The organism is Gemmatimonadaceae bacterium, from assembly GCA_030647905.1.
GTDB lineage: Bacteria > Gemmatimonadota > Gemmatimonadetes > Gemmatimonadales > Gemmatimonadaceae > UBA4720.
On the sequence record JAUSJA010000026.1, the window covers coordinates 86,184 to 109,512 of the forward strand.

General features: G+C 63.2%; 21 protein-coding genes. 14 read left to right on the top strand and 7 right to left on the bottom strand.

What is annotated here, in order from left to right:
* Positions 1-9: 9 nt before the first annotated feature.
* Positions 10-1,674 (top strand): efflux RND transporter periplasmic adaptor subunit, encoded by a 1,665-nt coding sequence (locus Q7S20_06590; protein MDO8501492.1) that lies wholly within the window; start codon positions 10-12, stop codon positions 1,672-1,674.
* Positions 1,675-1,684: 10 nt separating this feature from the next.
* Complete coding sequence (locus Q7S20_06595) at positions 1,685-3,022, top strand: ABC transporter permease (GenBank protein MDO8501493.1); 1,338 nt, start codon at positions 1,685-1,687, stop codon at positions 3,020-3,022.
* Positions 3,023-3,105: 83 nt separating this feature from the next.
* Here the strand turns inward: Q7S20_06595 and Q7S20_06600 are convergent, their stop codons facing one another.
* Positions 3,106-3,306, bottom strand: a complete 201-nt coding sequence (locus tag Q7S20_06600) for a CsbD family protein (protein MDO8501494.1) — start codon at positions 3,304-3,306, stop codon at positions 3,106-3,108.
* A 93-nt stretch (positions 3,307-3,399) separates the two neighbouring features.
* Here Q7S20_06600 and Q7S20_06605 point away from each other — a divergent pair, with 93 nt between their 5' ends.
* Both Q7S20_06605 and Q7S20_06610 read left to right on the top strand, forming a co-directional pair.
* Positions 3,400-3,543, top strand: coding sequence for a hypothetical protein (locus tag Q7S20_06605; GenBank protein ID MDO8501495.1), 144 nt, complete (start codon positions 3,400-3,402; stop codon positions 3,541-3,543).
* A 126-nt stretch (positions 3,544-3,669) separates the two neighbouring features.
* Positions 3,670-5,538, top strand: coding sequence for a potassium transporter Kup (locus Q7S20_06610; protein MDO8501496.1), 1,869 nt, complete (start codon positions 3,670-3,672; stop codon positions 5,536-5,538).
* A gap of 25 nt (positions 5,539-5,563) precedes the next feature.
* Here the strand turns inward: Q7S20_06610 and Q7S20_06615 are convergent, their stop codons facing one another.
* Both Q7S20_06615 and Q7S20_06620 read right to left on the bottom strand, forming a co-directional pair.
* Positions 5,564-5,980: a S4 domain-containing protein gene (locus Q7S20_06615; GenBank protein ID MDO8501497.1), complete on the bottom strand. Its 417-nt coding sequence runs from the start codon at positions 5,978-5,980 to the stop codon at positions 5,564-5,566.
* Positions 5,981-6,079: 99 nt separating this feature from the next.
* Positions 6,080-6,835 (bottom strand): PDZ domain-containing protein, encoded by a 756-nt coding sequence (locus tag Q7S20_06620; protein ID MDO8501498.1) that lies wholly within the window; start codon positions 6,833-6,835, stop codon positions 6,080-6,082.
* Positions 6,836-6,932: 97 nt separating this feature from the next.
* Here Q7S20_06620 and Q7S20_06625 point away from each other — a divergent pair, with 97 nt between their 5' ends.
* On the top strand, positions 6,933-8,081 hold the full coding sequence (locus Q7S20_06625) for a VIT1/CCC1 transporter family protein (protein MDO8501499.1): 1,149 nt from the start codon (positions 6,933-6,935) through the stop codon (positions 8,079-8,081).
* Between the two features lie 5 nt (positions 8,082-8,086).
* Here the strand turns inward: Q7S20_06625 and leuS are convergent, their stop codons facing one another.
* Entirely contained in the window at positions 8,087-10,564 is a 2,478-nt protein-coding gene (leuS, locus tag Q7S20_06630; GenBank protein ID MDO8501500.1) for a leucine--tRNA ligase, read from the bottom strand.
* 40 nt (positions 10,565-10,604) lie between these two features.
* On the opposite strand from leuS, the gene Q7S20_06635 reads away from it, so the two are divergent.
* On the top strand, positions 10,605-12,074 hold the full coding sequence (locus tag Q7S20_06635; protein MDO8501501.1) for a methyl-accepting chemotaxis protein: 1,470 nt from the start codon (positions 10,605-10,607) through the stop codon (positions 12,072-12,074).
* On the opposite strand, the gene Q7S20_06640 is transcribed toward Q7S20_06635, so the two are convergent.
* Positions 12,064-13,185 carry a N(4)-(beta-N-acetylglucosaminyl)-L-asparaginase gene (locus Q7S20_06640; GenBank protein ID MDO8501502.1) on the bottom strand — a complete coding sequence of 374 codons (1,122 nt, stop codon included), beginning with the start codon at positions 13,183-13,185 and terminating at the stop codon, positions 12,064-12,066. The two genes, Q7S20_06635 and Q7S20_06640, sit on opposite strands and share 11 nt — an antisense overlap.
* A 70-nt stretch (positions 13,186-13,255) precedes the next feature.
* Between Q7S20_06640 and Q7S20_06645 the strand changes: the two genes are divergently transcribed.
* The 6 genes from Q7S20_06645 to Q7S20_06670 all read left to right on the top strand — a co-directional run bounded on the left by Q7S20_06645 (position 13,256) and on the right by Q7S20_06670 (position 19,946).
* Positions 13,256-14,704, top strand: coding sequence for an aspartate ammonia-lyase (locus Q7S20_06645; GenBank protein MDO8501503.1), 1,449 nt, complete (start codon positions 13,256-13,258; stop codon positions 14,702-14,704).
* Between the two features lie 244 nt (positions 14,705-14,948).
* Entirely contained in the window at positions 14,949-16,175 is a 1,227-nt protein-coding gene (gene coxB, locus Q7S20_06650) for a cytochrome c oxidase subunit II (protein MDO8501504.1), read from the top strand.
* A gap of 14 nt (positions 16,176-16,189) precedes the next feature.
* Positions 16,190-18,046, top strand: a complete 1,857-nt coding sequence (ctaD, locus tag Q7S20_06655) for a cytochrome c oxidase subunit I (protein ID MDO8501505.1) — start codon at positions 16,190-16,192, stop codon at positions 18,044-18,046.
* 4 nt (positions 18,047-18,050) lie between these two features.
* On the top strand, positions 18,051-18,701 hold the full coding sequence (locus Q7S20_06660) for a cytochrome c oxidase subunit 3 (protein MDO8501506.1): 651 nt from the start codon (positions 18,051-18,053) through the stop codon (positions 18,699-18,701).
* Positions 18,702-18,707: 6 nt separating this feature from the next.
* Positions 18,708-19,073 carry a cytochrome C oxidase subunit IV family protein gene (locus Q7S20_06665; GenBank protein ID MDO8501507.1) on the top strand — a complete coding sequence of 122 codons (366 nt, stop codon included), beginning with the start codon at positions 18,708-18,710 and terminating at the stop codon, positions 19,071-19,073.
* Positions 19,074-19,079: 6 nt separating this feature from the next.
* Complete coding sequence (locus Q7S20_06670; GenBank protein ID MDO8501508.1) at positions 19,080-19,946, top strand: cytochrome c oxidase assembly protein; 867 nt, start codon at positions 19,080-19,082, stop codon at positions 19,944-19,946.
* Between the two features lie 119 nt (positions 19,947-20,065).
* Here the strand turns inward: Q7S20_06670 and Q7S20_06675 are convergent, their stop codons facing one another.
* Positions 20,066-20,221 (bottom strand): hypothetical protein, encoded by a 156-nt coding sequence (locus Q7S20_06675; GenBank protein MDO8501509.1) that lies wholly within the window; start codon positions 20,219-20,221, stop codon positions 20,066-20,068.
* Here Q7S20_06675 and dacB point away from each other — a divergent pair.
* Positions 20,220-21,539: a D-alanyl-D-alanine carboxypeptidase/D-alanyl-D-alanine-endopeptidase gene (dacB, locus tag Q7S20_06680; GenBank protein MDO8501510.1), complete on the top strand. Its 1,320-nt coding sequence runs from the start codon at positions 20,220-20,222 to the stop codon at positions 21,537-21,539. The genes Q7S20_06675 and dacB overlap by 2 nt on opposite strands.
* 19 nt (positions 21,540-21,558) lie before the next feature.
* Here dacB and Q7S20_06685 read toward each other — a convergent pair whose 3' ends face one another.
* Positions 21,559-22,707 (bottom strand): saccharopine dehydrogenase C-terminal domain-containing protein, encoded by a 1,149-nt coding sequence (locus Q7S20_06685; protein ID MDO8501511.1) that lies wholly within the window; start codon positions 22,705-22,707, stop codon positions 21,559-21,561.
* A gap of 101 nt (positions 22,708-22,808) precedes the next feature.
* Between Q7S20_06685 and Q7S20_06690 the strand changes: the two genes are divergently transcribed.
* Complete coding sequence (locus tag Q7S20_06690) at positions 22,809-23,270, top strand: CoA-binding protein (protein MDO8501512.1); 462 nt, start codon at positions 22,809-22,811, stop codon at positions 23,268-23,270.
* The last annotated feature ends 59 nt before the right edge of the window (positions 23,271-23,329 follow it).

Sequence of the window (23,329 nt, forward strand, 5' to 3'; positions counted from 1 at the left end):
GAGAAGACCTTGAACAGAAAGACAATTCTCGCGCTGGCGGCATTCACTGCACTGGCGTGCTCGAAGAAGAAGGATCAGGTGCTCACCATTCCCGTCGAGCCCGTGCAGCGGCAGACGATCGTCGTGAGCGCGGACGCCACTGGTGTAGTGGAGCCGATCAATGTCATCGAGGTCAAATCCAAATCCTCTGGTCAGATCGTCGCGATGCCTGTCGAGACAGGCACCTACGTGAAGCCGGGCGATCTCCTGGTGCAGCTCGACACGCGTGACACGCGCAACGCGTATGCACAGGCCAAGGCCGACCTCGACGCCGCCCTGATCAAGCTGCGCGTCTCGAAGACGGCGCGTGACCGCGCTACCAAGCTCTTCACCGAGCGCATCATCACGTCCGCCGAGAACGAGGCGGCCGAGGTGGATTACGCCAACTCGCAGGCGGCCGTGCTGCGGAACCGCGCGTCGCTCGACCTCCGCGCGCAGAGCCTGGAGGACGCGACCGTGCGCGCTCCCGTCGCCGGCACCGTCATCGAGAAGAGCGTCGCGCTCGGCCAGGTGATCGCATCGGGCACCGGTACCTTCGGCGGAGGGACGACCATCCTCAAGATGGCCGACCTCACCAAGGTGCGCGTGCGCACTCTGGTGAACGAGACCGATATTGGAAAGGTTCGCGCGGGACTTCCGGCGACGGTGACCGTGGACGCGTATCCTGACCGGCCGTTCAACGGAACAGTCGAGAAGATCGAGCCGCAGGCGACCATCCAGCAGGCCGTGACGATGTTCCCCGTGCTGGTGAGCATTGACAACGTGAGTGGATTGCTGATGCCGGGCATGAACGGCGAGGTATCCATCGAGGTGGAGCGTCGCGACAACGCGCTCGCCATCTCGAATGACGCCGTGCGCAGCCCGAACGAGATCGTTTCGGTGGCGACTCTGCTCGGCCTCAATCCCGATTCCGTCCGCGCACAGCTTGCGTCCCAGGGTGGCGGCGGATTCCACCGTGGTGGAGCGGCTGGCCAGAACGGAGGCGTGGCAAACGCCAGTCAGACTGGCGGGACCAGCGGGACCAGCGGGAACACGGCCGCCGCGGGCGGACAGCGGGGTGGATTCAATCTGCCGGCTGTGACCGACCAGCAGTGCCAGAAAGTCACGGAGACGCTCGCGAAGCATCCCGACGTGCAGACCAAGCTCTCCGACCTTCGCACGAAGATGATGAACGGGGAGCTCGACCGTCAGGCGATGCAGGCGGAGTCACAGAAGATCTATTCGGCGATCGGTCTCGACGCGTCGGTTGCGCGCGCGTGCAACTTCCGCCAGCACGGAGGTCAGACGGCCGCGACGGGCCAGTCCGGCGCGAACGGCGGCCAGCGTGGGGGACGCCGCGGGATGGTATTCACCGTAAAGGGCGGCAAGTACACGCCGAAGGTCGTTCGTCTCGGCGTGAGCAACTACGACGTATCGGAAGTCCTGTCGGGACTGAGTGAGGGTGATTCGGTCGCCATCCTCAATGTTGCGGCGATGCAGGCGAAGCAGCAGGCTGACATGGACCAGGTGAGAAACCGTGGCGGTGTCCCGGGCCTTCAGCGCCAGCAGACGGCTGGCGGTCAGGCGGGCGGTCAGGCGGGCGGTCAGGGCGGAGCAGGCAGAATGGGCGGCGCCGGCGGCGGCACCCAGAGATGAGGAGGGGCTGATGACAGCACCGGTTCAGAAAAGCGAAGAGCGAGGCGTCAAGCTCCGCGGCGCCAGCGCGGACCATGACAGTTCGAAGAGCGGCGGCCGTCGCGCCCAGATTCCCGCCGCCGGCATCATGCTCGCGAAGGAGATCGTGCTCGTCGCGCTCGGCGCGCTGCGCGCCAATAAGCTGCGGTCGTTCCTCACGATGCTCGGCATCGTGATCGGAGTCGCCGCGGTGATCGCGATGGTCGCGATCGGCAAGGGCGCGCAGAATTCGATCAGCCAGCGGATCGCCGGACTCGGAACGACGCTGCTCACAGTGCGTCCCGGAGCGCGCCGGGGAATGGGCGTCGCCACCGAGAGCAACGAGAAGCTGACCATCGAAGACGCCGATGTGCTGTCTAAGCGCGGCCAGTATTTCGCTGCCGTCGGGCCGGAGATGAACAAGCGCACGCTGCTCCAGTACGGCTCTCTCAACGCGCAGACTCAGGTCACCGGCGCCAAGCCGGAGTTCCTCGCGATTCGGAAGTTCACGGTGGCCGCGGGCCGTTTCTTCAACGAGGGCGAAGAGGCCGGGATGCGTCGTGTCGCCGTACTCGGATCAGCCGTCATTGACAATCTCGGACTGCAGACACCCGAAGCGATCGTCGGCGAGAACGTGAGAATCGGCGGGCTTCAGTTCGAGGTTATCGGCGTGATGGCGTCGAAGGGACAGGCCGGCGGATTTGGAAACAATCCCGACGACATCGTCATCATTCCGCTCTCCACGGCGCGCTATCGGCTGATGGGCACGCCGAATCTCAACTCGATCAGCGTCCTCGCGATCACGGAGGACAAGATCCCGGAAGCGCAGGCCGAGATTCAGTCCATCCTGCGGCGCCAGCACCGCCTCACCGCCGGTAAGAAGGACGACTTCGACATCCGCAACCAGGCCGAGTTCCTGACCACGTTCGCCGAGACGACGAAGACGTTCACGTTCCTGCTCGCGGGCATCGCCGCGGTGAGCCTTCTCGTCGGCGGAATCGGCATCATGAACATCATGCTCGTGTCCGTCACCGAGCGCACGCGCGAGATCGGCGTGCGCAAGGCGCTGGGCGCGACGAAGGTCGCGATCCTCTTCCAGTTCCTGATCGAGGCGATAGTGCTTTGCCTCCTCGGCGGACTGGTCGGTGTGGTGGTGGGAGCCGGCGGGGCGTTTGCGCTCAGCAAGCTTGGCGGATTCAACACCACGGTGGACATCTCATCGGTGATTCTGGCGTTCGTCTTCTCCGCCACTGTCGGAGTTCTCTTCGGCGTGTGGCCCGCAAGACGCGCGGCGGCACTCGATCCGATCACCGCTCTGAGGTACGAGTAGCGGCCTGAAAAACTACGGAACCGAGAAAAGACGGGCTCCGATTTCGGGGCCCGTCGTCGTATTCCTGGAACCTCAGTGCGCGATCAGACCGATTCGTCGGCCTTTCTCTCGCCCTTGCCGAAGTTCTTCTGGATCCTCCCCTTGAGCTCCTCCACGCGGCCCTTGATGTGCTCGCTCCTGTTGTCGGTCGCGTCCCCGAACTTGCCACGCACCTTGCCTTTCATCTCTTTCGCCGCGCCCTTCACTTCGTTCTTGAGTCCGCGGCTTTTCAGATCCTTGTCCATATATTCCTCCGGTTAGACTTGCGCTTGATCGATTGGCCGCGCTTTGCGGCACAGAATACAAATGCAATGGGTGTGCCCGTCATCGTGTAAACGGTGACCGAGCTTGGGGACGGGTTCTGGCGAGTGGTGGCGAAGTTCGGATTCATGGAGAAGGCCGACGTCCCCCAGGTGCTCGCACGAGCGAAGGAGATGGGGGTCATAGCCGATCGGCGCGACACCACCCAGATCAAGATCTAGCGGGTGTCCGCTTGCCCCGCCGAAGCGACCTGTTGAGATTCCTTGGCCTTGGGCCCGGTTTCCGGCAGCCCGTCAATCGAACCAGGTCGACACATCAGTACAAATCCGGAGACGCACCCCGGCGGGATGCGCCTCAGACAATTAACCGTTGTTGCACTCGGCGTCGTCTATGGCGACATCGGGACGAGCCCGCTCTACGCCCTCCGCGAATGCTTCAAGGCGGAATATGGAATCAGCGCCACGCCGGCGAACATCTATGGCGTTCTCTCGCTGGTCGTGTGGGCTCTCATCCTCGTCGTCAGCGTCAAGTACCTGATCTTCATCCTCCGCGCGGACAACCGGGGTGAAGGCGGCGTGCTCGCGCTTCTCGCACTGCTTCTCCAGCAGCAGCAACGGGAAGGCGACAAGCTCCGAAAGAAGATCATCATCGTGCTCGGCCTCTCCGGCGCGGCGCTGCTCTACGGCGACGGTGTCATCACGCCGGCAATCTCCGTTCTCGGCGCGATGGAAGGACTCGAAGTGATAACGCCGAAGCTCACGGTCGCCGTGGTTCCTCTTACGCTCGTGGTCCTGCTGACGCTGTTCCTCGTGCAGAAGAAGGGCACGACCGGCGTCGGGCGCGTCTTCGGGCCCATCATGGCGCTGTGGTTCGTAACCATCGGAGCGCTCGGCGCGTACGAGATCATGATCGCGCCCGAGATTCTCGCCGCGGTCAATCCCCTGTACGGGGTCAGATTCTTCGCGGCGTACGGCAGGCAGGCCTTCGTTCTGCTCGGCGCGGTTGTTCTCGTCGTGACGGGAGGTGAGGCGCTTTACGCCGATATGGGACACTTCGGAGCGAGGCCGATCAGGCTGGCATGGTTCGGGCTCGTGCTCCCAGCCCTTCTGCTCAATTACTTCGGGCAGGGCGCGCTCGTTCTGCGGGAGCCCGCGGCGGCAGCGAATCCGTTCTACCTCCTTGCCCCTCGAGTGCTTCTCTATCCGATGGTCGCGCTGGCCACGATGGCGGCGATCATCGCCTCACAGGCCCTCATCTCCGGCGCGTTCTCCCTGACCCAGCAGGCGGTCCAGCTCGGCTATTCACCGCGTGTGAACATCATTCACACATCGAAGAGCGAAGCGGGACAGATCTACAGCCCCGAGGTCAACACCGCGCTGATGGTCGGTTGCCTCCTCATCGTGCTCGGCTTCAGGTCCTCCAGCGCACTCGGCGCGGCGTACGGCATCGCCGTCACCGGTACGATGGCAATCACCACGATCCTTTTCTACATGCTGGCGCGGTCGCGGTGGAACTGGAGCATCGCGAAGGCCGGCTCTCTCGCCGGGTTCTTCCTCATCATAGACCTGGCCTTCTTCGGCTCCAACGCGCTCAAGATCCTGCATGGCGGGTGGGTTCCGATCGTGATCGGCCTCGGACTCTTCACTCTGATGACAACGTGGTACACCGGCCGGCGCATCGTCCTGAAGCTGCTGCACCGCGGATCGCTTCCGATCGAGATGTTTCTCAACTCGGTCGCAGAGCACAAGCCGGTGAGAGTTCCCGGCACCGCGGTGTTCATGACGTCGGATCCCGACGGCGCACCACTCGTGCTTCTGCATCACCTCAAGCACAACAAGGTGCTTCACCACCAGGTGGTGCTGCTGTCGGTGCTGTCGGCGAACGTCCCGGAGATTCCGGAGTCCGAGCGCATCTCCGCCGTTGAGCTGAGAGAGGGATTCTGGCGCGTGAAAGCGCGTTACGGATTCATGGAATCCGCGAACGTCCCCGAGATCCTCGCGCGCTGCAAGAAGTCCGGCATTGTCTGCGAGAGGCTGCAGACCACGTACTACCTGGGACGCGAGCGGCTGATACCGAATCCGAAATCCAAGCAGCGCCTCGCGGGGTGGCGGAAGAAGCTGTTCATATTCATGTCCCGGAATTCGCGATCGGCTACGGAGTTCTTCGGGATTCCCCCGAATCGCGTCGTGGAGCTGGGCGCGCAGATAGAGTTCTGACGGGCGTTTGACTCCGGCGATGCGCTTACTCGCGACGGCGCAGCCGCTCTATCTCGCGGCGGTCTTTCTTCGTGGGACGGCCGGCCTCGTAGCCGGTGTTGGCGTTCATCGCGCGGACATGCGCGGCCATCACCTCGCGCGCCTTCCTGCTGTCGGGCTCTTCCTCATAGGGAGCCTGCGCGATGGATGCCGATCCGCGCCGATCCGAAACATCACGGACGACTACGATATGCTCGTAGGGGCCGATACGGATGCTCAGGCGATCGCCGGCATGGACGAGCCGGGCGCGCTTGGCACGCTCTCCGTTCACCTCGATCTTCCCACCGTCGATTGCCTCGGCGGAAAGCCCGCGCGTCTTGTAGAAGCGCGCCGCCCACAGCCACTTATCGAGGCGCACTTTGCCGGGCTGTCCGGCTTCGTCATCGTCGCGCTGCGCTCGCATTTTTCTCCCGGCATCAACTGAAGCGGATAAGTTATCGCGCATGGCGAAACGACAGAACGCCCGGAGGCATCACTGCCTCCGGGCGTTTTGTCGCCGCGATTACTTCTTCTGGGTTTTCGCCTTGTCGTTCTCGGTCTTCACCTCTATCCGGATATGGTCGCGCATTCCATCGAGCTGCATGCGCGGGAGCTGCATCTCCTCCATCCGCATGTGCGGCATGCCGCGGAGCTGCATCATCGGCATGCGCATGTGCTCCATGTCGGGCATGCCGCGCAGCGTCATCGCTCCGGGCCCGTCGAAGAAATAGCCGAACGGGCCGGGCTCACGCAGATCCGACGCGCGTCCCGCCGTGACCTGGACATCGCGCACCCGTCCACCGGACGAAACTCGCAGATTCACCACCGCGCCGGGCGACAGCTTCGCGACCTCGCGCGTGAGGCGCCGCGACGGCAGCCCGCTCGCATAAGCGTCTCCCGCATCGGCCGCGTTGACGCGCAGATCCACGCCGTTGACCGAGACGATCCGGTCACCCTCGACGATCCCGGCGTTCTCCGCGGGTCCCTTGGGCGTCACGCGGGCCACGAACACGCCGATCGTGTCGCGGACGCTGCCCGTGGCCGTAAGCTGAATTCCGAGGGCAGCCCGCTTCATTAGCGCCGAATCAGGGCCGATGCGGCGGATGATACGGCACTCTGTCCTGCCGCCTGTGGTGACGCAGTTTTCGCCGTCCGGAGCCGGGACGCGCATCGGCGCGGGCTCCTTCCCCGGGGCGGGGCTCCTCGGCTGCTGGGCGCCGAGACCCGCGGCGAGTCCGAGAGTGGCGCCGCCGGCAATTATCGAAAGAATCACACGCATTGTCTTCTCCGGAAGTGGGGTTCTTGTGCATATGACAGCATCGCGTGGCGGAGGGTTGCCGGTGCCTAAAGATGGATGCTCCGGACATATTTGAGCCATGGCAACTACGGCCGAATCAAAGCGCGGCGCGCGGCAAGAGCCCGACGTCCACACCTTCGAGCACCACTGGCAGGACGAGGCCGACGCGGCCTTCCTCTACCGAATACTCTCCGAAACCGAGTCCGACGCCCACAGGAAGGACATCTACGCGCGGCTCGCTGACGTCGAGGAAAGGCACGTAGTCGTCTGGGGAGACCTGATGGCGAAGCTCGGCCATCCCCCGAAGCCGTTCCGGCCGAGCGCGCGGGCGCGTCTCCTCGCCCTTCTTGGAAAGTTGTTCGGACCTGGATTCCTTCTGCCGATGCTTCTCCAGGAGGAAGGACGCGAGGTCAAGGGATACCTCGACATGCACCGCGCGACTCCAGCCGGCGCCCCCGGCGGGGGCGAGGCGCTCACTCTCGCGCGCGAATCGGCCGAGCACGCCACGACCCTCGCGGGAATCGCCGGAAAGAGCAGCGAGCCGTGGCACCGCACCGAGTCCGGTGGATTCCTGCGCAACGTGGTGTACGGCTTCAACGACGGCCTCACCGCGAACTTCGGTCTCGTCGCGGGTGTGATCGGCGCGGCCACCACGCAATACCACGAGGCAGTGATCGTGGCCGGTGCGGCAGGATTGATCGCCGATGCGCTGTCCATGGGATCCAGCGGATATCTCGCCGCCAAGAGCGAGCGCGAGGTTTACGACTACGAGATCGCGATGGAGCGCGACGAAGTCGCGCTGATGCCCGAGATCGAGCGTGACGAGCTCGCGCTGATCTACGAAGCCAAGGGAATGGACCAGGCCGCCGCGTACGCGCTCGCGACGCAGGTGATGGCCGACCCGGAGCGCATGCTCGAGGAGCAGGTGCAGGAGGAGTTGAAGATCGGAAAGCAGACGATCTCACCGCTCCGCGAGGGCTGGGTCACGGGCCTGGCGACCGCATTCGGCGCGATCATACCGGTATTCCCATTCTTCATCACCGCGGGACGCAATGCCATCATCGCGTCGTTCGCGTTCTCGATGCTCTCACACTTCCTGGTCGGCGCCGCGCGATCGGTGTTCACCGGTCGCAGCATCTTCCGCTCGGGCCTCGACATGTTCGTGGTGGGACTCGGCGTCGCGATCGTCGGCTACTACGTCGGCGGGTGGATCGGGCACGTTTTGTAGATCCGCTACCCGCTACCGGCAACGATGTTCAGGAGCCGGCCCGGCACGAAGATGATCTTCCTCGGCTCCGATCCGTTCAGGAATTTCGCCAGCGATTCCTCGGCGAGCGCGGCGGCGACTGCATCGTCCTGACCGATGTCGCGCGGGACGCTGAGCTTGCCGCGCGTCTTGCCGTTGATCTGCACTACGAGGTCGAATTTCTCGGCGGAGGCGAGCGCGGAGTCGAATACCGGCCACCCCGCGTCGAAGACGCTTCCGACGTGGCCGAGCTTCTCCCACAGCTCCTCGGCGATGTGCGGCGCGAACGGCGAGACGAGCTGAACCAGCGGCTCGACTTCCGCGCGCACGGGTGTGCGCTCGCCGCGACGGAGCGCGTTCATGTACTCCATCATCGCGGCGATCGCGGTGTTGTAGCTGAGACGCGAGATGTCGCCGCCGACCTTTCTGATCGTCTGATGCAGCTTGCGCATGACGTCCTGATCGGCGGCGCGATCGGGTGCAGGCAAATCGCACACAACCGCCACTGACGCCCACAGCCGATCGAGGAACCGCTTCGCGCCGGAGATGCTGGCGTCGCGGAAATCTCCCCCTTCCTCGAACGGGCCGAGGAACATGAGGTAGGTGCGGAACGCGTCGGCGCCCCACTTCTCGATGTAGCGATCGGGAATGACGACGTTGCCGCGGCTCTTCGACATCTTCGCGCCGTTCCTGATGATCAGCCCGTGCGCGCGGAATCGGACGAACGGCTCCTCGAAATCAATGATCCCCATGTCGCTGAGAACCATCGTCACGAAACGCGAGTAGAGCAGGTGCAGCACGGCGTGCTCGTTGCCCCCGATGTAGCTGTCCACCGGCAGCCACTTCTTCGTCAGCGTTGCGTCAAATGGAACTTCGTCGATCCCGACGCTCGGGTAGCGGAGAAAGTACCACGCGCTGTCGAGGAAAGTGTCCGACACGTCCGTCTCACGCCGCGCCATCTTCCCGCACTGCGGGCACGGGACGCGGTACCAGTCTTTGTGGCGCGCGAGTGGAGACACGCCGGAGTCGTCCGGCTTGAAGTCGTCCACGTGCGGCAGAACCACCGGCAGATCCTTCTCCGGCACCGGCACCGCGCCGTGGTCGTCGCAATAGATGATGGGAATTGGCGGGCCCCAGTACCGCTGGCGCGAGATGCACCAGTCGTGCAACCGGAAATTGATCACCGGCTTGCCCGCCTGCTTCTCTTCGAGCATCGTGATGATCTCGCGCTTGGCTGTCGCGACAGTCATTCCGTCGAATTTTCCGGAATTCACGATGATCCCGCGTTCGTTTTCCGTGAAGGCGGCGGCAAGCGGAGCGGCCGGATCCTCGCCTTCGCCACAGACGACACGTACGATCGGCAGACCGAACACCTTCGCAAATTCGAAATCGCGCTCGTCGTGTCCGGGCACGGCCATGATCGCGCCGGTGCCGTACTCCATCAGCACGTAATCGGAAATCCAGATCGGTATCTCTTCGCCGGTCGCCGGATTCGTCGCGTGCACGCCCGTGAACACGCCGCTCTTTTGGATGTTCGACTTGCGGCTGACGACGTCCTGCTTCGCGCTCCGCGCGAGATACTGGTCCACGGCGCTCCTGTAGAGACCGCCCGTGAGCCACGACACCATCGGATGCTCCGGCGCAATCACCAGATACGTGGCGCCGAAGACAGTGTCGGGACGCGTGGTGAAGACGCGAATCGACTGCTCTTCGCCGTTCCGCCTGACCGGGAACGACAGCTCGGCGCCTTCCGACCGCCCGATCCAGTTCCGCTGCGCCGTCTTCGTCGTCTCCGACCAGTCGAGCTTATCGAGGTTGGCGAGGAGACGCTGCGCGTAGTCACTGATCCTGAAGAACCACTGGCTCAGGAAACGCTGCTCGACCGGCGTGTCGCACCGCTCGCACGCGCCGCCGATGACCTGCTCGTTTGCCAGCACTGTCTTGCAGCTCGGACACCAGTTGACCGCCGCCTGCTTCTTGTAGGCGAGCCCATGCTTCAGGAGCTGCAGGAAGACCCATTGCGTCCACTTGTAATAATCCGGATCGGTGGTGGACAGCGATTTGGACCAGTCAACCATCAGCCCGGCCCGTTCCAGCTGGCGCCTGAAGTTCGAGATGTTCTGCGGAATCAGGTCCGTCGGGTGCTTCCCGACCTTCAGGGCGTAGTTCTCGGAGTGAATCCCGAACGCGTCGTAGCCCAGCGGCTCGAAGACGTTGTGCCCCTGGAGCCTCTGGAATCGTCCATATATGTCGTTCCCCACGAACGCGAAGAGGTTGCCGACATGCAGCCCCTCGGCGGACGGGTAGGGGAACATCATGAGCGCGTAGAACGGGTCGGGAGCGTTGGCGACGTCGGTTGTATTCGTCTGCATTTCGCGCCAGCTCTGCTGCCACTTCTGCTCGACGGTCGCGGGGTCGTACCCCGCGGTCTCTTCGATCGGGTCGGGATTCACCGAATTGTCCATGGTTACAAAGTAGCGTCACCGTTCCACTCTTTCATCATCCATGCACCAGCTATCGCCGATGGGCCCCGCATTTCAGCTCGATGGGACGGAGCGGACACACACGCCCTCATGGGACCGAATCCCCATCGTCGAGATCAAATCCGATGGCATTCTGAGCCCGATCGTCGGGCTGCTCCAGCGCCAGGCAGCCTTCGTCATCGTCTTCTCGATCTCCGTCGTCCATGTTGGGATCGGGTGGATGGCTTACCGGCTCTTCCACCTTCTGTCGCCCGACGTTCAGCGCGCCTTCCTCGCTTCTGGCGACGTGCGATGGACGATCGCCGTGGGAGCGATCTGGGTAGTCGGGCTGCTGGTCATGGCTTCGCTCTTGGTGCTCCGGCTGATCAACGCGCACATCACTGCCCCGATCGCCGAGCTGGCGCGCGTGTCTGAAGCGGTGGCAGGCGGTGAGCTCGCGGTTCCTTTCGTTGCATCGGCCACCAACAACGAGGTCGGTCGGCTGAGCCGGGCGACTTCCTCCATGATCATCGCCTTGCGCAGGCTCGCCGCGACGATGCGGTCATCTGCCCGTGATACCAGTGCTCTGTCCGCTCAGATCACGGCTGCCTCCGAGAATATGGCGGCAGCAGCGCAACAGACAGCCGCCACTTCAAGCGCACTTAGCCAGGAATCGAAGGAAATGGCCCGAACCATCAACGAGATCGCGGCCGATGCCGCAAAGCTCGAGGAAGTTTCGAGCTCACTCCGAGGGAGGGCCCAGGAAGGGCTCCGACGAGAGCGCCACCTCCGCAACCTGGCCCAGGAGAACCGCGCCCGCCTCGACGACAGCTCGCGCGCTCTCGAGATGCTGACCTTCGACGCCAGCGCCAGCGCCGAGTCCATTGACGCCCTCGCCACCGCCGTGGACGAGATCCGCGCCTTCCTCACGCTGGTCCAGAAGATCTCGCGCCAGTCCAAGCTCCTTGCCCTCAATGCCGCGATGGAAGCCGCCCGGGCCGGTGAGCAGGGCCAAGGTTTCGGGGTCGTCGCCGACGAGGTGCGCCGTCTGGCCGCCGATTCAGCCGAAGCGGCTGAGCGTACCGACCTTCTCGCTCGCGCCATGGCTGAGCGGGTGGGGCGGTCCCGCGAGTCGGCCGCTCGCACGCTGTCGACGCTTCAGACGGTGAACGATGCGACGCACCACGGCCGCCAGTCCTTCCTCCAGGTGGAGCAGGGCGTCATCGACGCCGAGAAGTGGAGCGGCGCGATCGAGAGCGCCGTGGAGGAGTCCGGGCGTCTGGTTGTGGACATGACCCGCCGTCTCGACAACCTGGCTCTCGGCACTCAGGGCTTCGCCAGCGCCGTGCATCAGGTCGCCACCGCGAGCGAGGAGCAGAGCGGCAACATCGATCAGATCGCGTTGGCCGCGAACTCGCTGAGCGCCGCCGCCCGCAAGGTCGTCCAGATCGCGGGGACGTTCCGGCTTGGCGAGGCGGCAACGCCCTGGGACATGCAGGAGGTCAGTCCGTAGCCTTACCCTCGAACGCCGGCTCCATCTCGAACGTCTGGGCACCGTTCTCGGTGCAGATGGCGTAGCTGCCGGCCTTGTACATCCCGACGCCCGCGTACCGGCCCTGTTTGTCGAGGGCGTAGAAGCTCATCCCGAAGTTCGGCAGCCCGCGGCTGTTGAGCAGTCGCTTCTCGACTGTGTTCTTCGCGATCCGTTTGCACACGTCGATCATCGCGTCCCTGGGATGCATGCCCTTACGCATGTTATCCACGATCACGTACGACGAAAGGTTGTACAGATTTGCTTCACCGCGTCCCGTGGATCCCGCTGCCCCGACGTCGTTGTCCACGTAGAGACCCGCACCGAGTATCGGTGAGTCGCCGACACGTCCGGGGACCTTCCACGCAAGACCGCTGGTCGTCGTCACACCGCAGATCTCGCCCTTCGCGTTGATTGCGTCACAATTGATGGTTCCGTAGATGTGCTCGGCGTCGAGCAGGCCCTCGGCTACCATCTCGTGGCGTACGCGCATTTCGGCCGCGGCGCGCGCATTTGGATCCAGATAGTGAAGCGGATCGGTGCGCCGCTTCCACTCGAGCCACTTCGCTCGCGAGTTCGGCGTGTTGAGATCGTCTTCGACCGTGAACCCGAGCTTGCGCGCAAAATCCTGCGCGCCCTTTCCGGCAAGCAGATGGTGATCGGTCTGCAGCATCACTTCCTTCGCGACGTTCGCCGGCGTGCGAATGCCTTCGATTCCCGCCACTCCACCAGCGCGCTTTTTCGGACCGTGCATCACGCACGAGTCGAGCTGCACGACGCCGTCGGCGTTCGGAAGTCCGCCGTAACCCACGCTGTCATCGAGCGGATCGAGCTCCACGATGTTTACGCCCGCGACAACCGCGTCGAGCACGTCGGAGCCGCCGGTGATCATGCTGAACGCCTTTTCCACCGCCGTTTGTGATCCGCCATTCCTGAAACGATTGCCGTTGCCGGAGGCGATCACGAGCGGCTTCGCGGCCGATCGCGTGATGACTGCCGGCGCCTCCGTCATGCCCGTCGCGGGGATCGCCAGTGAGAGTCCTGCTGCCGCGCCGACGACGACAAAATCGCGGCGGTTGATGTTCTGAGTCATGACGATCCGTGTGATGGTGAAGGGGGTTGTCTTAAAAAATGTACGACTCCGATGTAGTTTGACGCTATCCATGACGACCCCCGCAAATAATTCGCGGCATAAGAACGAGAGCCCAACCGGCCTCACCGCCGCTACACGCCGCGAGCACGACCTGCTTGGCGAGCGCGACGTTCCGCAGAATGCGCTCTATGGCGTGCAGACTCTCAGGGCGATGGAGAACTTCGCCATCAGCGGCGTCGAGCTGAGCGAATTCCCGACTCTCGTGAGCGCCATCGCCGCCGTGAAGGAAGCGGCAGCCGAGTCGAACCGCGATCTGGGGCTGCTCAATGCGCCGATCGCGCAAGCGATAATTGACGCGTGCCGCGAGATCCGCAGCGGGCTGCATCACGAGCACTTCCGCGTGGACATGATTCAGGGTGGTGCCGGGACCTCGACGAACATGAACGCCAATGAGGTCATCGCCAATCGAGCCCTCGAGCTGATGGGTCACGAGCGCGGGCAGTACGACATCATCAGCCCCAACAGTCACGTCAACCTCAGCCAGTCCACCAACGACGTCTATCCGACGGCGATCAAGCTGGCGATGCATTCGAGCATTGACGACCTGAAGGAAGCGATGGGCGCCCTCGCCGGCGCGTTCCTGCTCAAGGGCGAAGAGTTCGCGCCACACGTCAAGATGGGACGCACGCAGCTTCAGGACGCGGTCCCCATGACGCTCGGCCAGGAGTTCACTGCTTTCGCGCACACGATGCTCGAGGACGTGGACCGACTCACCGAGGCGCAGGCGCTGATTCGCGAGATCAACATGGGCGCGACCGCGATCGGCACCGGCATCACCGCGACGCGGGGCTACGCCGAATCCGTTCGCCAGCATCTGGCGCGAATCACCGGACTGCAACTGATCACTGCGCCCGACCTGGTCGAGGCGACGTCCGACACCGGAGTGTTCGTTCAGCTCTCCGGCGTGCTGAAGCGCTGTGCGGTCAAGCTGTCGAAGATCTGCAACGATCTGCGCCTGTTGAGCTCGGGCCCGCGCGCGGGGTTTGGTGAGATCAATCTTCCGGCGATGCAGCCGGGCTCGTCCATCATGCCGGGCAAGGTGAACCCCGTGATTCCCGAGGTCGTGAACCAGGTGTGCTTCGACATCATCGGCGGCGACGTCACGGTGACGCTCGCGGCCGAAGGCGGCCAGCTCCAGCTCAATGTTTTCGAGCCGATCATCGCATTTCGGCTTCTCAGGGGGATGATTATCCTCACACGGGCATGCGAGACTTTGCAGACCAGGTGCGTCGCAGGGATCACGGCGAACGTGGAGCGGATGCGGTATTTCGTCGAGCATTCGATCGGGATCGTGACCGCGCTCGTGCCAATCCTCGGATACGAGAAGGCCACGGAGATCGCAAAGGAAGCGCTCGATTCTGGACGCGGCGTCTACGATCTCGTGTGCGATCGCGGAATGATGACGCGGGAAGAGCTGGACCGCGCGCTGAATCCCGAGGCGATGACCGCGCCGCGCTAGGGAGACGGCTGTCTGTCACACGGCTGTCTGTCACACTCCCAATGTGTCATGGCAGGCGTTAGCTTCCAGCAGTTTTTACCACCCGTGGAGCGCCCTGTTTCCCCCCGTTGGGGCGCTTTTGAAACGACGGCCTAAAGGACCTGGAATGAAAGGCAATTCCCGCCTGCGCCAACTTGCGTGGTTCGGCTCTATGGCTGTGCTCGCCTTCGCGCTCGCAGCCTGTGCACAGACTTACCCGAATACGGTGTTCGAGCCCAGATCGGAGACCGGGCGAGCGATAGACGTCCTATGGGACCGGCTGCTTCTCATCGGCACCATCGTATTCATTCTGGTCGAGCTGGCGCTGGTCTATGTAGTCATCCGCTATCGTCGCCGGCCCACCGATACAGGCAAGCCGCCGCAGACGCACGGGCACACAGTCCTCGAGGTCATCTGGACGCTCATTCCCGCATTCATCCTTCTCTTCATCGCCGTGCCGACGGTGAAGACGATTTTCCAGACCCAGGCGAGAGTCGCTACGGGAACACTCGATATCGAGGTGATCGGACACCAGTGGTGGTGGGAGTTCCGTTATCCCGAGTACAACGTCGTCACCGCGAACGAGATCTACATCCCCACCGGGCGTACGGTGAATTTCAAGATGACGTCGAACGACGTCATCCATTCGTTCTGGGTTCCCCAGCTCGCCGGAAAGCGCGACGCCATCACGAACCGCACGAATTACCTCTGGTTCACGCCGGATTCCTCTCTCGGACCGTCGGTATGGAACGGCTTCTGTACCGAGTACTGCGGCACCTCTCACGCCAAGATGCACTTCCGTGTATTCACGGTTAAGCCGGACCAGTTCGCGAGCTGGATCGCGGGCCAGCAGAAGCCGGCGGCGTTCGGAGCAGTCGCTACCGCGCCGCAGCCGATGCTTCCGGCATTCCCCGGGTCGAGGGAAAGGATGACCGGGGTCGAGGGCGGAGCAGCGCACGCGAGCCCCGCCGCGACCTCATCCCCTTCTCCTGCTCCGGCAACCGGAGTCGCGACAGCAAGCCTCGCTTCCGGTTACACTTTCCCGCGCAACCAGGCGGAGTTCGACTACGCCAAGCCCCATACACCGGTGCCCGCGGGACTCACGTTCACGAAAGGGCTCACCGGAAACGCCGCCCGCGGACAGCAGGTCTATTCGTCGACCGCATGCATCGGGTGTCACGTCGTCAACGGCAACCCGATGTCAATGGGAGTCGTCGGACCGAACCTGACGCACTTCGGATCGCGCGCCACCATCGGTGCGGGCAGCTTCCCGAACACGCCCGCATATCTCGCGCTGTGGATCAAGAACGCCCGCGCGATGAAACCCGGCATCCTGATGCCGACGCTCGGAAAGAATCAGTACGACCCCCAGCTCAAGCAGCCGGTGACCACGGGTGGGCTCGACGACCAGCAGATCGCTGACATCGTCGCCTACCTGATGTCGTTGAAGTAAGAGGAAATAACAGAATGGCCACGACAGCTGTGCCCAGCCACCCGGTTCATCACGCAGCAACTGCGTACGATGAGCATTCCGGAATATGGGGCTGGCTCACAACGGTAGATCACAAGCGAATCGGAGTGCTGTATCTCTACACGGCACTCGTCTTCTTCATAATTGGCGGGCTCGAAGCCGTCATCATCCGCGCCCAGCTCCAGGGCCCGAACGGTAGCGTCGTCTCGGCAGAGACCTACAACCAGCTGTTCACGATGCATGGCACGACGATGGTCTTCCTCGCGATCATGCCGTTGTCGGCCGCGTTCTTCAACTTCCTGATTCCGCTGCAGATCGGAGCGCGCGACGTCGCGTTCCCGCGGCTCAACGCGTTCAGCTACTGGGTCTACCTGTTCGGCGGCATCTTCATCACGATCCCGATTCTCTTCCATGTTGCTCCGAACGGCGGATGGTTCGGCTACGCGCCGCTCACGACGAAACCGTTCTCGCCCGGGATCAATATCGATTTCTGGGTGATCGGCATCCAGATCCTCGGCGTCTCCTCGCTCGCCGCCGCGTTCAACTTCATCACGACCATCATCAACCTCCGCGCGCCGGGCATGACCCTCATGCGGATGCCGGTGTTCACATGGATGTCGTTCGTAGTGCAGTTCATGATCATCCTGGCGTTCCCCGTCATCACGGTCGCCCTCGTATTTCTGCTTTTCGACCGTTTTTTCGGAACACAGTTCTATGAAGTCGCGGCGGGTGCCGATCCGCTTCTCTGGCAGCACCTGTTCTGGATCTTCGGACACCCCGAGGTCTACATCCTGATCCTGCCGGCCTTCGGCCTGGTGTCGGAGGTCCTGCCGACATTCGCCCGCAAGCCGCTCTTCGGCTACCCGGTGGTGGTGTACTCGGGGGTGCTGATCGGCGTGCTCGGCTTCGGCGTCTGGGCGCACCACATGTTCGCGGTGGGAATGGGGCCGATCGCCGACAGCATGTTCGCCATGTCCACGATGCTCATCGCTATTCCGACGGGCGTGAAGATCTTCAACTGGATCGGCACGATGGCCCAGGGCCAGCTCCGGTTCACGACCGCGAACATGTTCGCCATCGGACTGATTTCGCTGTTCACGATTGGCGGAATCTCCGGAGTCATGCACTCGTCACCGCCCGCCGACCTGCAGCAGACGGACAGCTACTTCATCGTTGCGCACTTCCACTACGTGCTGTTCGGCGGCTCGATCATGGGAATCTTCGCCGGCATCTACCTCTACTTCCCGAAGATCACCGGCCGTCTGATGAACGAGAAGCTGGGCAAGGTCCACTTCTGGCTCAACTTCATCGCCATGAACCTTACCTTCTTCCCGATGCATTTCTCGGGAATGCTCGGCATGCCGCGCCGCATCTACACGTACGACGCGGGCCAAGGCTGGGACACCTTCAACCTGATCTCGAGCATCGGCGCTTATCTGCTCGTCGTCGCCACGGCGATCTTCCTGTTCAACTTCTTCCGCAGCAGGAAGAACGGCGAGGTCGCGGGCTCGAATCCGTGGGACGCCGGCACGCTCGAGTGGACGATTCCCTCTCCCGCTCCCGTGTACAACTTCGCCGTGATTCCGCAGGTGACGTCGCGCTACCCGCTGTGGGAAGGCAACGAGAAGGACGCCGAGAGCGCGCGGATCAATTCGCAGGAAGGCAGGACGGCGGAGGAGCTTCACATAGTTCTGCCGTACAACACCATCAAGCCCATGCTCGTCGCGGGCTCGATGGTCATCATGTTCTGCGGACTCATCGCGTCCAAAGCACTCATCTTCGTCGGCGCGGCCGCCATGGTCGCGGCGCTTTACAGCTGGCTGCTCAGCCCGCTCGAGCCGGAGCACCACTAAAAACATGACAGCACCAGCCGCAGGTCACTACACGACCACGGGTCTCGACAGCCGGAAGATCGCAATCTGGGCCTTCATCGGCTCGGAGTGCATGCTCTTCGTGTCCCTCATCTCGACCTATCTCATCTATAAAGGGCGCAGTCTCGCCGGCCCGTATCCGCACGAGGCGTACGTCAGCCCCACCGGCGAGCACTTCAATCCCATCCTCAACATCCCGGTCACGTCGGCGTCAACGTTTGTCCTGCTGATGTCGTCGCTGGCGATGGTGCTGGCGCTCGCCGCGGTGCAGAACAAGAACGTGCCCAGGCACACCCGGGGAGAGCGAATCCTCGGTTCATCCAGGCTCTGGCTATGGATGACGGCGCTCCTCGGCATGACGTTCCTCAGCTTCCAGGCGTTCGAGTTCACGTCGTTCGTTCACGAAGGGCTGACGATTCGCACCAATCTGTTCGGCTCGTCGTTCTTCACCCTGACTGGCTTCCATGGCGCGCACGTTACGGCCGGCGTGATCTGGCTGCTCACGCTGCTGGCGATCGACTACCGCCGCGGACTTGGCCCGGCCGACGCGGCGAATGTAGACATCGCGGCACTGTACTGGCACTTCGTTGACGTGGTGTGGATCGCGATCTTCACTCTGGTTTACCTGATCAGGTAGGCGACGATGGCACACGAACCAACTCATCCGGATACCGCCACCGCCGAAGGCCATATGAGCGGCGGGGAACATCATCATCCCGGCTGGTCCACCTACTGGAAGGTGGCCACCATCCTCACGCTCATCACCGTGTTCGAGGTGTGGGCGTACTACGTCCCGTCATTCGTGGCGTCGCGGGCGTTCGTGCCATCGCTGCTCGTGATGTCGGCGGTGAAGTTCGCGGTCGTCGTGATGTTCTACATGCATCTCAAGTACGACCATAAGCTCTTCCGCACACTGTTCACCGGCCCGCTGCTGATCGCGGCGCTGACGCTGACCTCGCTTCTTTTCCTCTTCGGGCAGCTCGCTGCGCGGTTTGGCCCGGGCAGGTAACGTCCCATGATCGTGCTGGCGCTGCTGCACCCGTTCACCCGGTTCAGCTGGCTCTCGTGGTCCATTCATCCGAGCACCGTCATCGGACTGGCAGCACTCGGAGCGCTGTATCTCTGGCGGGCGCGTGACGCGTCCGCCGAGAGACCGCTCAGCGGATGGCGGAAGCTCTCGTTCTTTTCCGCGCTGTTCGTCATCTTCGCGTCGCTCAACGGTCCCATCCACGACCTGAGCGACAACTATCTGTTCAGCGGCCACATGGTGCAGCATCTGCTGCTCACGCTGGCGATGCCGCCGCTGCTGATCGCCGGTGTGCCGGGCTGGATGATCCGCCCGCTGCTTCGGAATCGAGCCATCGGCTGGCTCGCGCGCCGACTGACGCGGCCGATCGCCTGCTTCGCGATCTTCAACATCGTGATCGCCGCCTGGCATCTGCCGGTGCTCTACAACGCGGCGATGGACAACCACGACATTCACATCTTCGAGCACCTGATGTTCATGGCGTCGGCAGTGCTGATGTGGTGGCCGCTGGCGAGCCAGCTGCCGGAGCTGCCGCGGCTGTCATATCCCGGACAGATGCTCTACTGCTTCCTGATGAGCATTCCGATGTCCATCGTGGCGGTGTACATCACGATGTCCGACCACATTCTGTATCCCGCATATTCATCGGCTCCGCGCATCATGGCGCTCTCGCCGATGGAGGATCAGCTTCTTGGCGGTCTGATAATGTGGGTGCCGGGCGGACTGATCTTCGTGATCATCATGTCCGTCGTCTTCTTCAAGTGGGCCGCGCACGGCGAGGACGACACGGCTGGCGCGCAGGTAGACTGGAAGCCGGTGTATGACTCGATGAGAGCCCGCTCGCTGAACGCCTGACTGTAATCCATGCTGTATCGCAAACTCAGGGTCTTTGCCGCAATTCTACTCGCTTCTCTCGCGGTGGCCCCGCTGAATCTGCCCTCGCAGACGACGAAGAAAAGAACCACGACCAGCGCTCAGCGACGGGCCGCGGCGAAGAAGAAAGCGACAAGGAGGCCGGCGACAAAGCCGAAGCGCCCGTTGAGAAAAGCTGCTGCAGCTCGCGCCGCGCCAGTCGTCAGTGCCACTTCCCCCAGGTCGGTCGGCGCGCTCAGCGCCGATATGGGGTTCATGACGGGAAGGGTGAGAAGCGGTCAGTTCGGGATCATGGCTGTGTCGCTCACTCGCGGCGACACTCTCTTCACGCACAACGCCGGCACGCCTCTCATGCCGGCATCAACGATGAAGATTCTGACCAGCGCCGTGGCCTTCGAGCGGCTCGGTCCCCGCTATCAGTTCAGCACTGATGTCCTCTACGACGGCACGCTGGCACCGGACGGCACGCTCATCGGCAACATCTATCTCCGCGGCGATGGTGACCCGTCGCTGTCCGGCCGATACCTCGCCGGCGGCCCCGAGGCGCCGATGAATTTTCTCGCCGACCAGCTCGTCTCGCGCGGCGTGAAGCGGATCACCGGTCAGGTCATCGGCGACGCGAGCGCATTCGACGATCAGAAGATTCCGGAGGGCTGGCTGACGCGCTATCTGCAGGCGGGGTACGCGGCGCGTGTGTCAGGGCTGTCGCTCAACGAGAATCTCGTCTGGGTCACGATCACCCCAGGTAGTGTGAAGCTCGAGCCGGCAACGAGCGCGATCCAGCTCGTGAGCAACGTGCGCACGGTGCCCGGGGGGGGCGCGAGACTGTCGGTCCGCCGACAGCTCAACGGGACGATCATGGTATCGGGACGGATCGGATCGCGCTCACCACCACGCCGCTACGAGTACGTGGTCGAGGACCCGGCGTTGTTCACCACCGGCGCGCTGAAGGCGGCGCTCGTGGCGAAGGGCCTGGCGGTGGACAGCGGAATCCGGCTCGGCCGCACTCCGCCGTCAGCGGTGAAGATCGCGAGCATCCAGTCGCCGACGCTCGACCGAATCATTTCGGCGATGAACAGGGAGAGCATCAACCACTTCGCCGAGCTGCTGATGCGGGACGCCGTGCGCGGGCCGCAGCGCAATGAACAGGGGACGGTCGCCAACGGACAGAGGCTGCTTCGTAACTTCTTCGCGACGAAGATCCGTGCCGACACGACGTATCTGCAGATCTCCGACGGCAGCGGGCTCTCGACGCTGGACCGCGTCACACCGCGCGCGATGACTCAAGTGCTGGGCTATGCGCACAAGGCGGAGTGGGGCCCGTGGTTCCACGCATCGCTCCCGGTGGCCGGCGAGTCCAAGCTGCTGCGCCGCCGCATGCGCGGCGGCGCAGCACAGGGAAATCTCCACGCCAAGACCGGCACGACGAACAACGTCGTCGCCCTTGGCGGCTACGTCACTGCGCTGAACGGTGAGGTGATCGCATTCACGTTCATATACAACGGGACCGACCGATGGACGGCCAAGTCAATGATAGACGTCATGGGGCAGACGCTGGCCAACTTTGCCCGGTGAAAGACGACTGGTTCTCGGCTTACGACTCGGAGACTTTGATATCTATGCCGCGCTTGCGGAGCTCGTCGATGTATCGGACCGCGGGGATGCACTCGTCGGGGGTGTGCACGCCGGGCGGTTGTACTTCGCCGCGCGCCTGCATCTGGCCGGTGATCGAAAGCGAGTATCCGGTCGTGCGCATCATCGCGCTGATGCCGCGCTCCTCGTCGTAGCGGTCCACGAGCTCGAACTCGATCATCTTTGGGTTGCCGGCCTTCTTTCCCTTCACCGTCACTCTCAGCGCCACGAGATCTTTCCCCTTGGGCTTCGTGAGGCGCGGGCCCATCGCGGCGACGGCGACATCGCGCGGCGAGACCATCACTCCCTTCACCTCGATCGGCTCCAGCTCGAGGAGGCCGAGCTCACGGATCGCTTCCATGATTTGCGCGTGCCCGGGATACCGGAGCGTCTTGTATTCCATCGTCGGAATCCTGCCTTCGTAGCGCGCCGCCATCGTCGAAAGACCACCGGCGGTGTGGAACGCCTCGAGCTCGCCAACCGGCGCGTCGAAGTGCACGGGCTCCCGCTCCGACAGTGCCTTCACCTGCGTCTGCTTTCCGTCGCGCACGACCCACGACAGCGTCGTGTAGTAGTCGAGCACGCCCTCGAGCGAGTACACGATCTGATAGTTGAGCGGTGGCTCCGGATTCTGCGGCAGTCCGCCGACGTAGATCTTCACCTCGTCCACGCTGTCCATCTGACTGATGCCGTACTGCGCCAGGATGTTCACCATTCCCGGCGCCAGTCCGCAGTCGGGAACAACGGTGACCCCCTTTCTCCGCGCTGTCGCGTCGAGCTTCTTCTGTTCGACCACGATATCGGTGTTTCCGCCGAGGTCGCAGAAATGAACGCCGGTCTCGGTGGCGAGCCGCGCGAGGTCGAGGTTGAAGTAGTACGGAATGGCGCTCATCACCGCGTTGGCTTCGCGCATGAGCGCCCGCACTGCATCGGTATCGCGCACGTCGAGCGGTGTGGGAATCAGCCGCCTGCCCGAATACGGCGCCAGAAACGGGGCGATGTGCCCGACATCGAGATCGGCGAGTCGTACTTCCGTCACTTCGTCGTTCTGCAGCAAATCGTACGCGCAGGCTGAGCCCTGAAGCCCCGCCCCGAGAACCAGCATCTTCATGTCGTGAATCTCCGTGTGGATCCGTGATGCGACCGGAAATCTATCCGGGATGAGCATTTCACGTCAGGTCGGCGCAATCGTTGCATTGATGCACACGCAAGATGACAACCGATATCGAAACTCCGATTGCCCGCTGGCGCGAACACATCATTGATTCGCACGAAGGAATCCGTCGCGTCATCGCCGATACGCGGCGGATCGCCGTGCTCGGTATCAAGGAAGGAGACCACCGCCCGGCATTCTTCGTACCCAAGTATGCGCAACACGCTGGCTACGAGATCGTGCCGGTGCCGGTCTACTATCCGGACGCCACCGAGATGCTTGGCGAGCCGGTGTACCGCACGGTCTCCGCGGTTCCGGGAGAAGTGGACATGGTGAACGTCTTCCGCCGATCCGAGGACATCCCGCCGCACGTTGACGACATTATCGCGAAGAAACCGAAGTCAGTCTGGTTTCAACTCGGCATCCGCAATGACGAGGCCGCCGAGCGATTCGCGAAAGCCGGCATAGATGTGGTGCAGGACCGTTGCCTGCTGGTCGAATTGCGGCGGCTCGGGAAGTAGCCCGCAAAATCGTCGCGCGCCCGCCAGCTACTCTACATGGCAGCGGAGCTTCCCCGGTA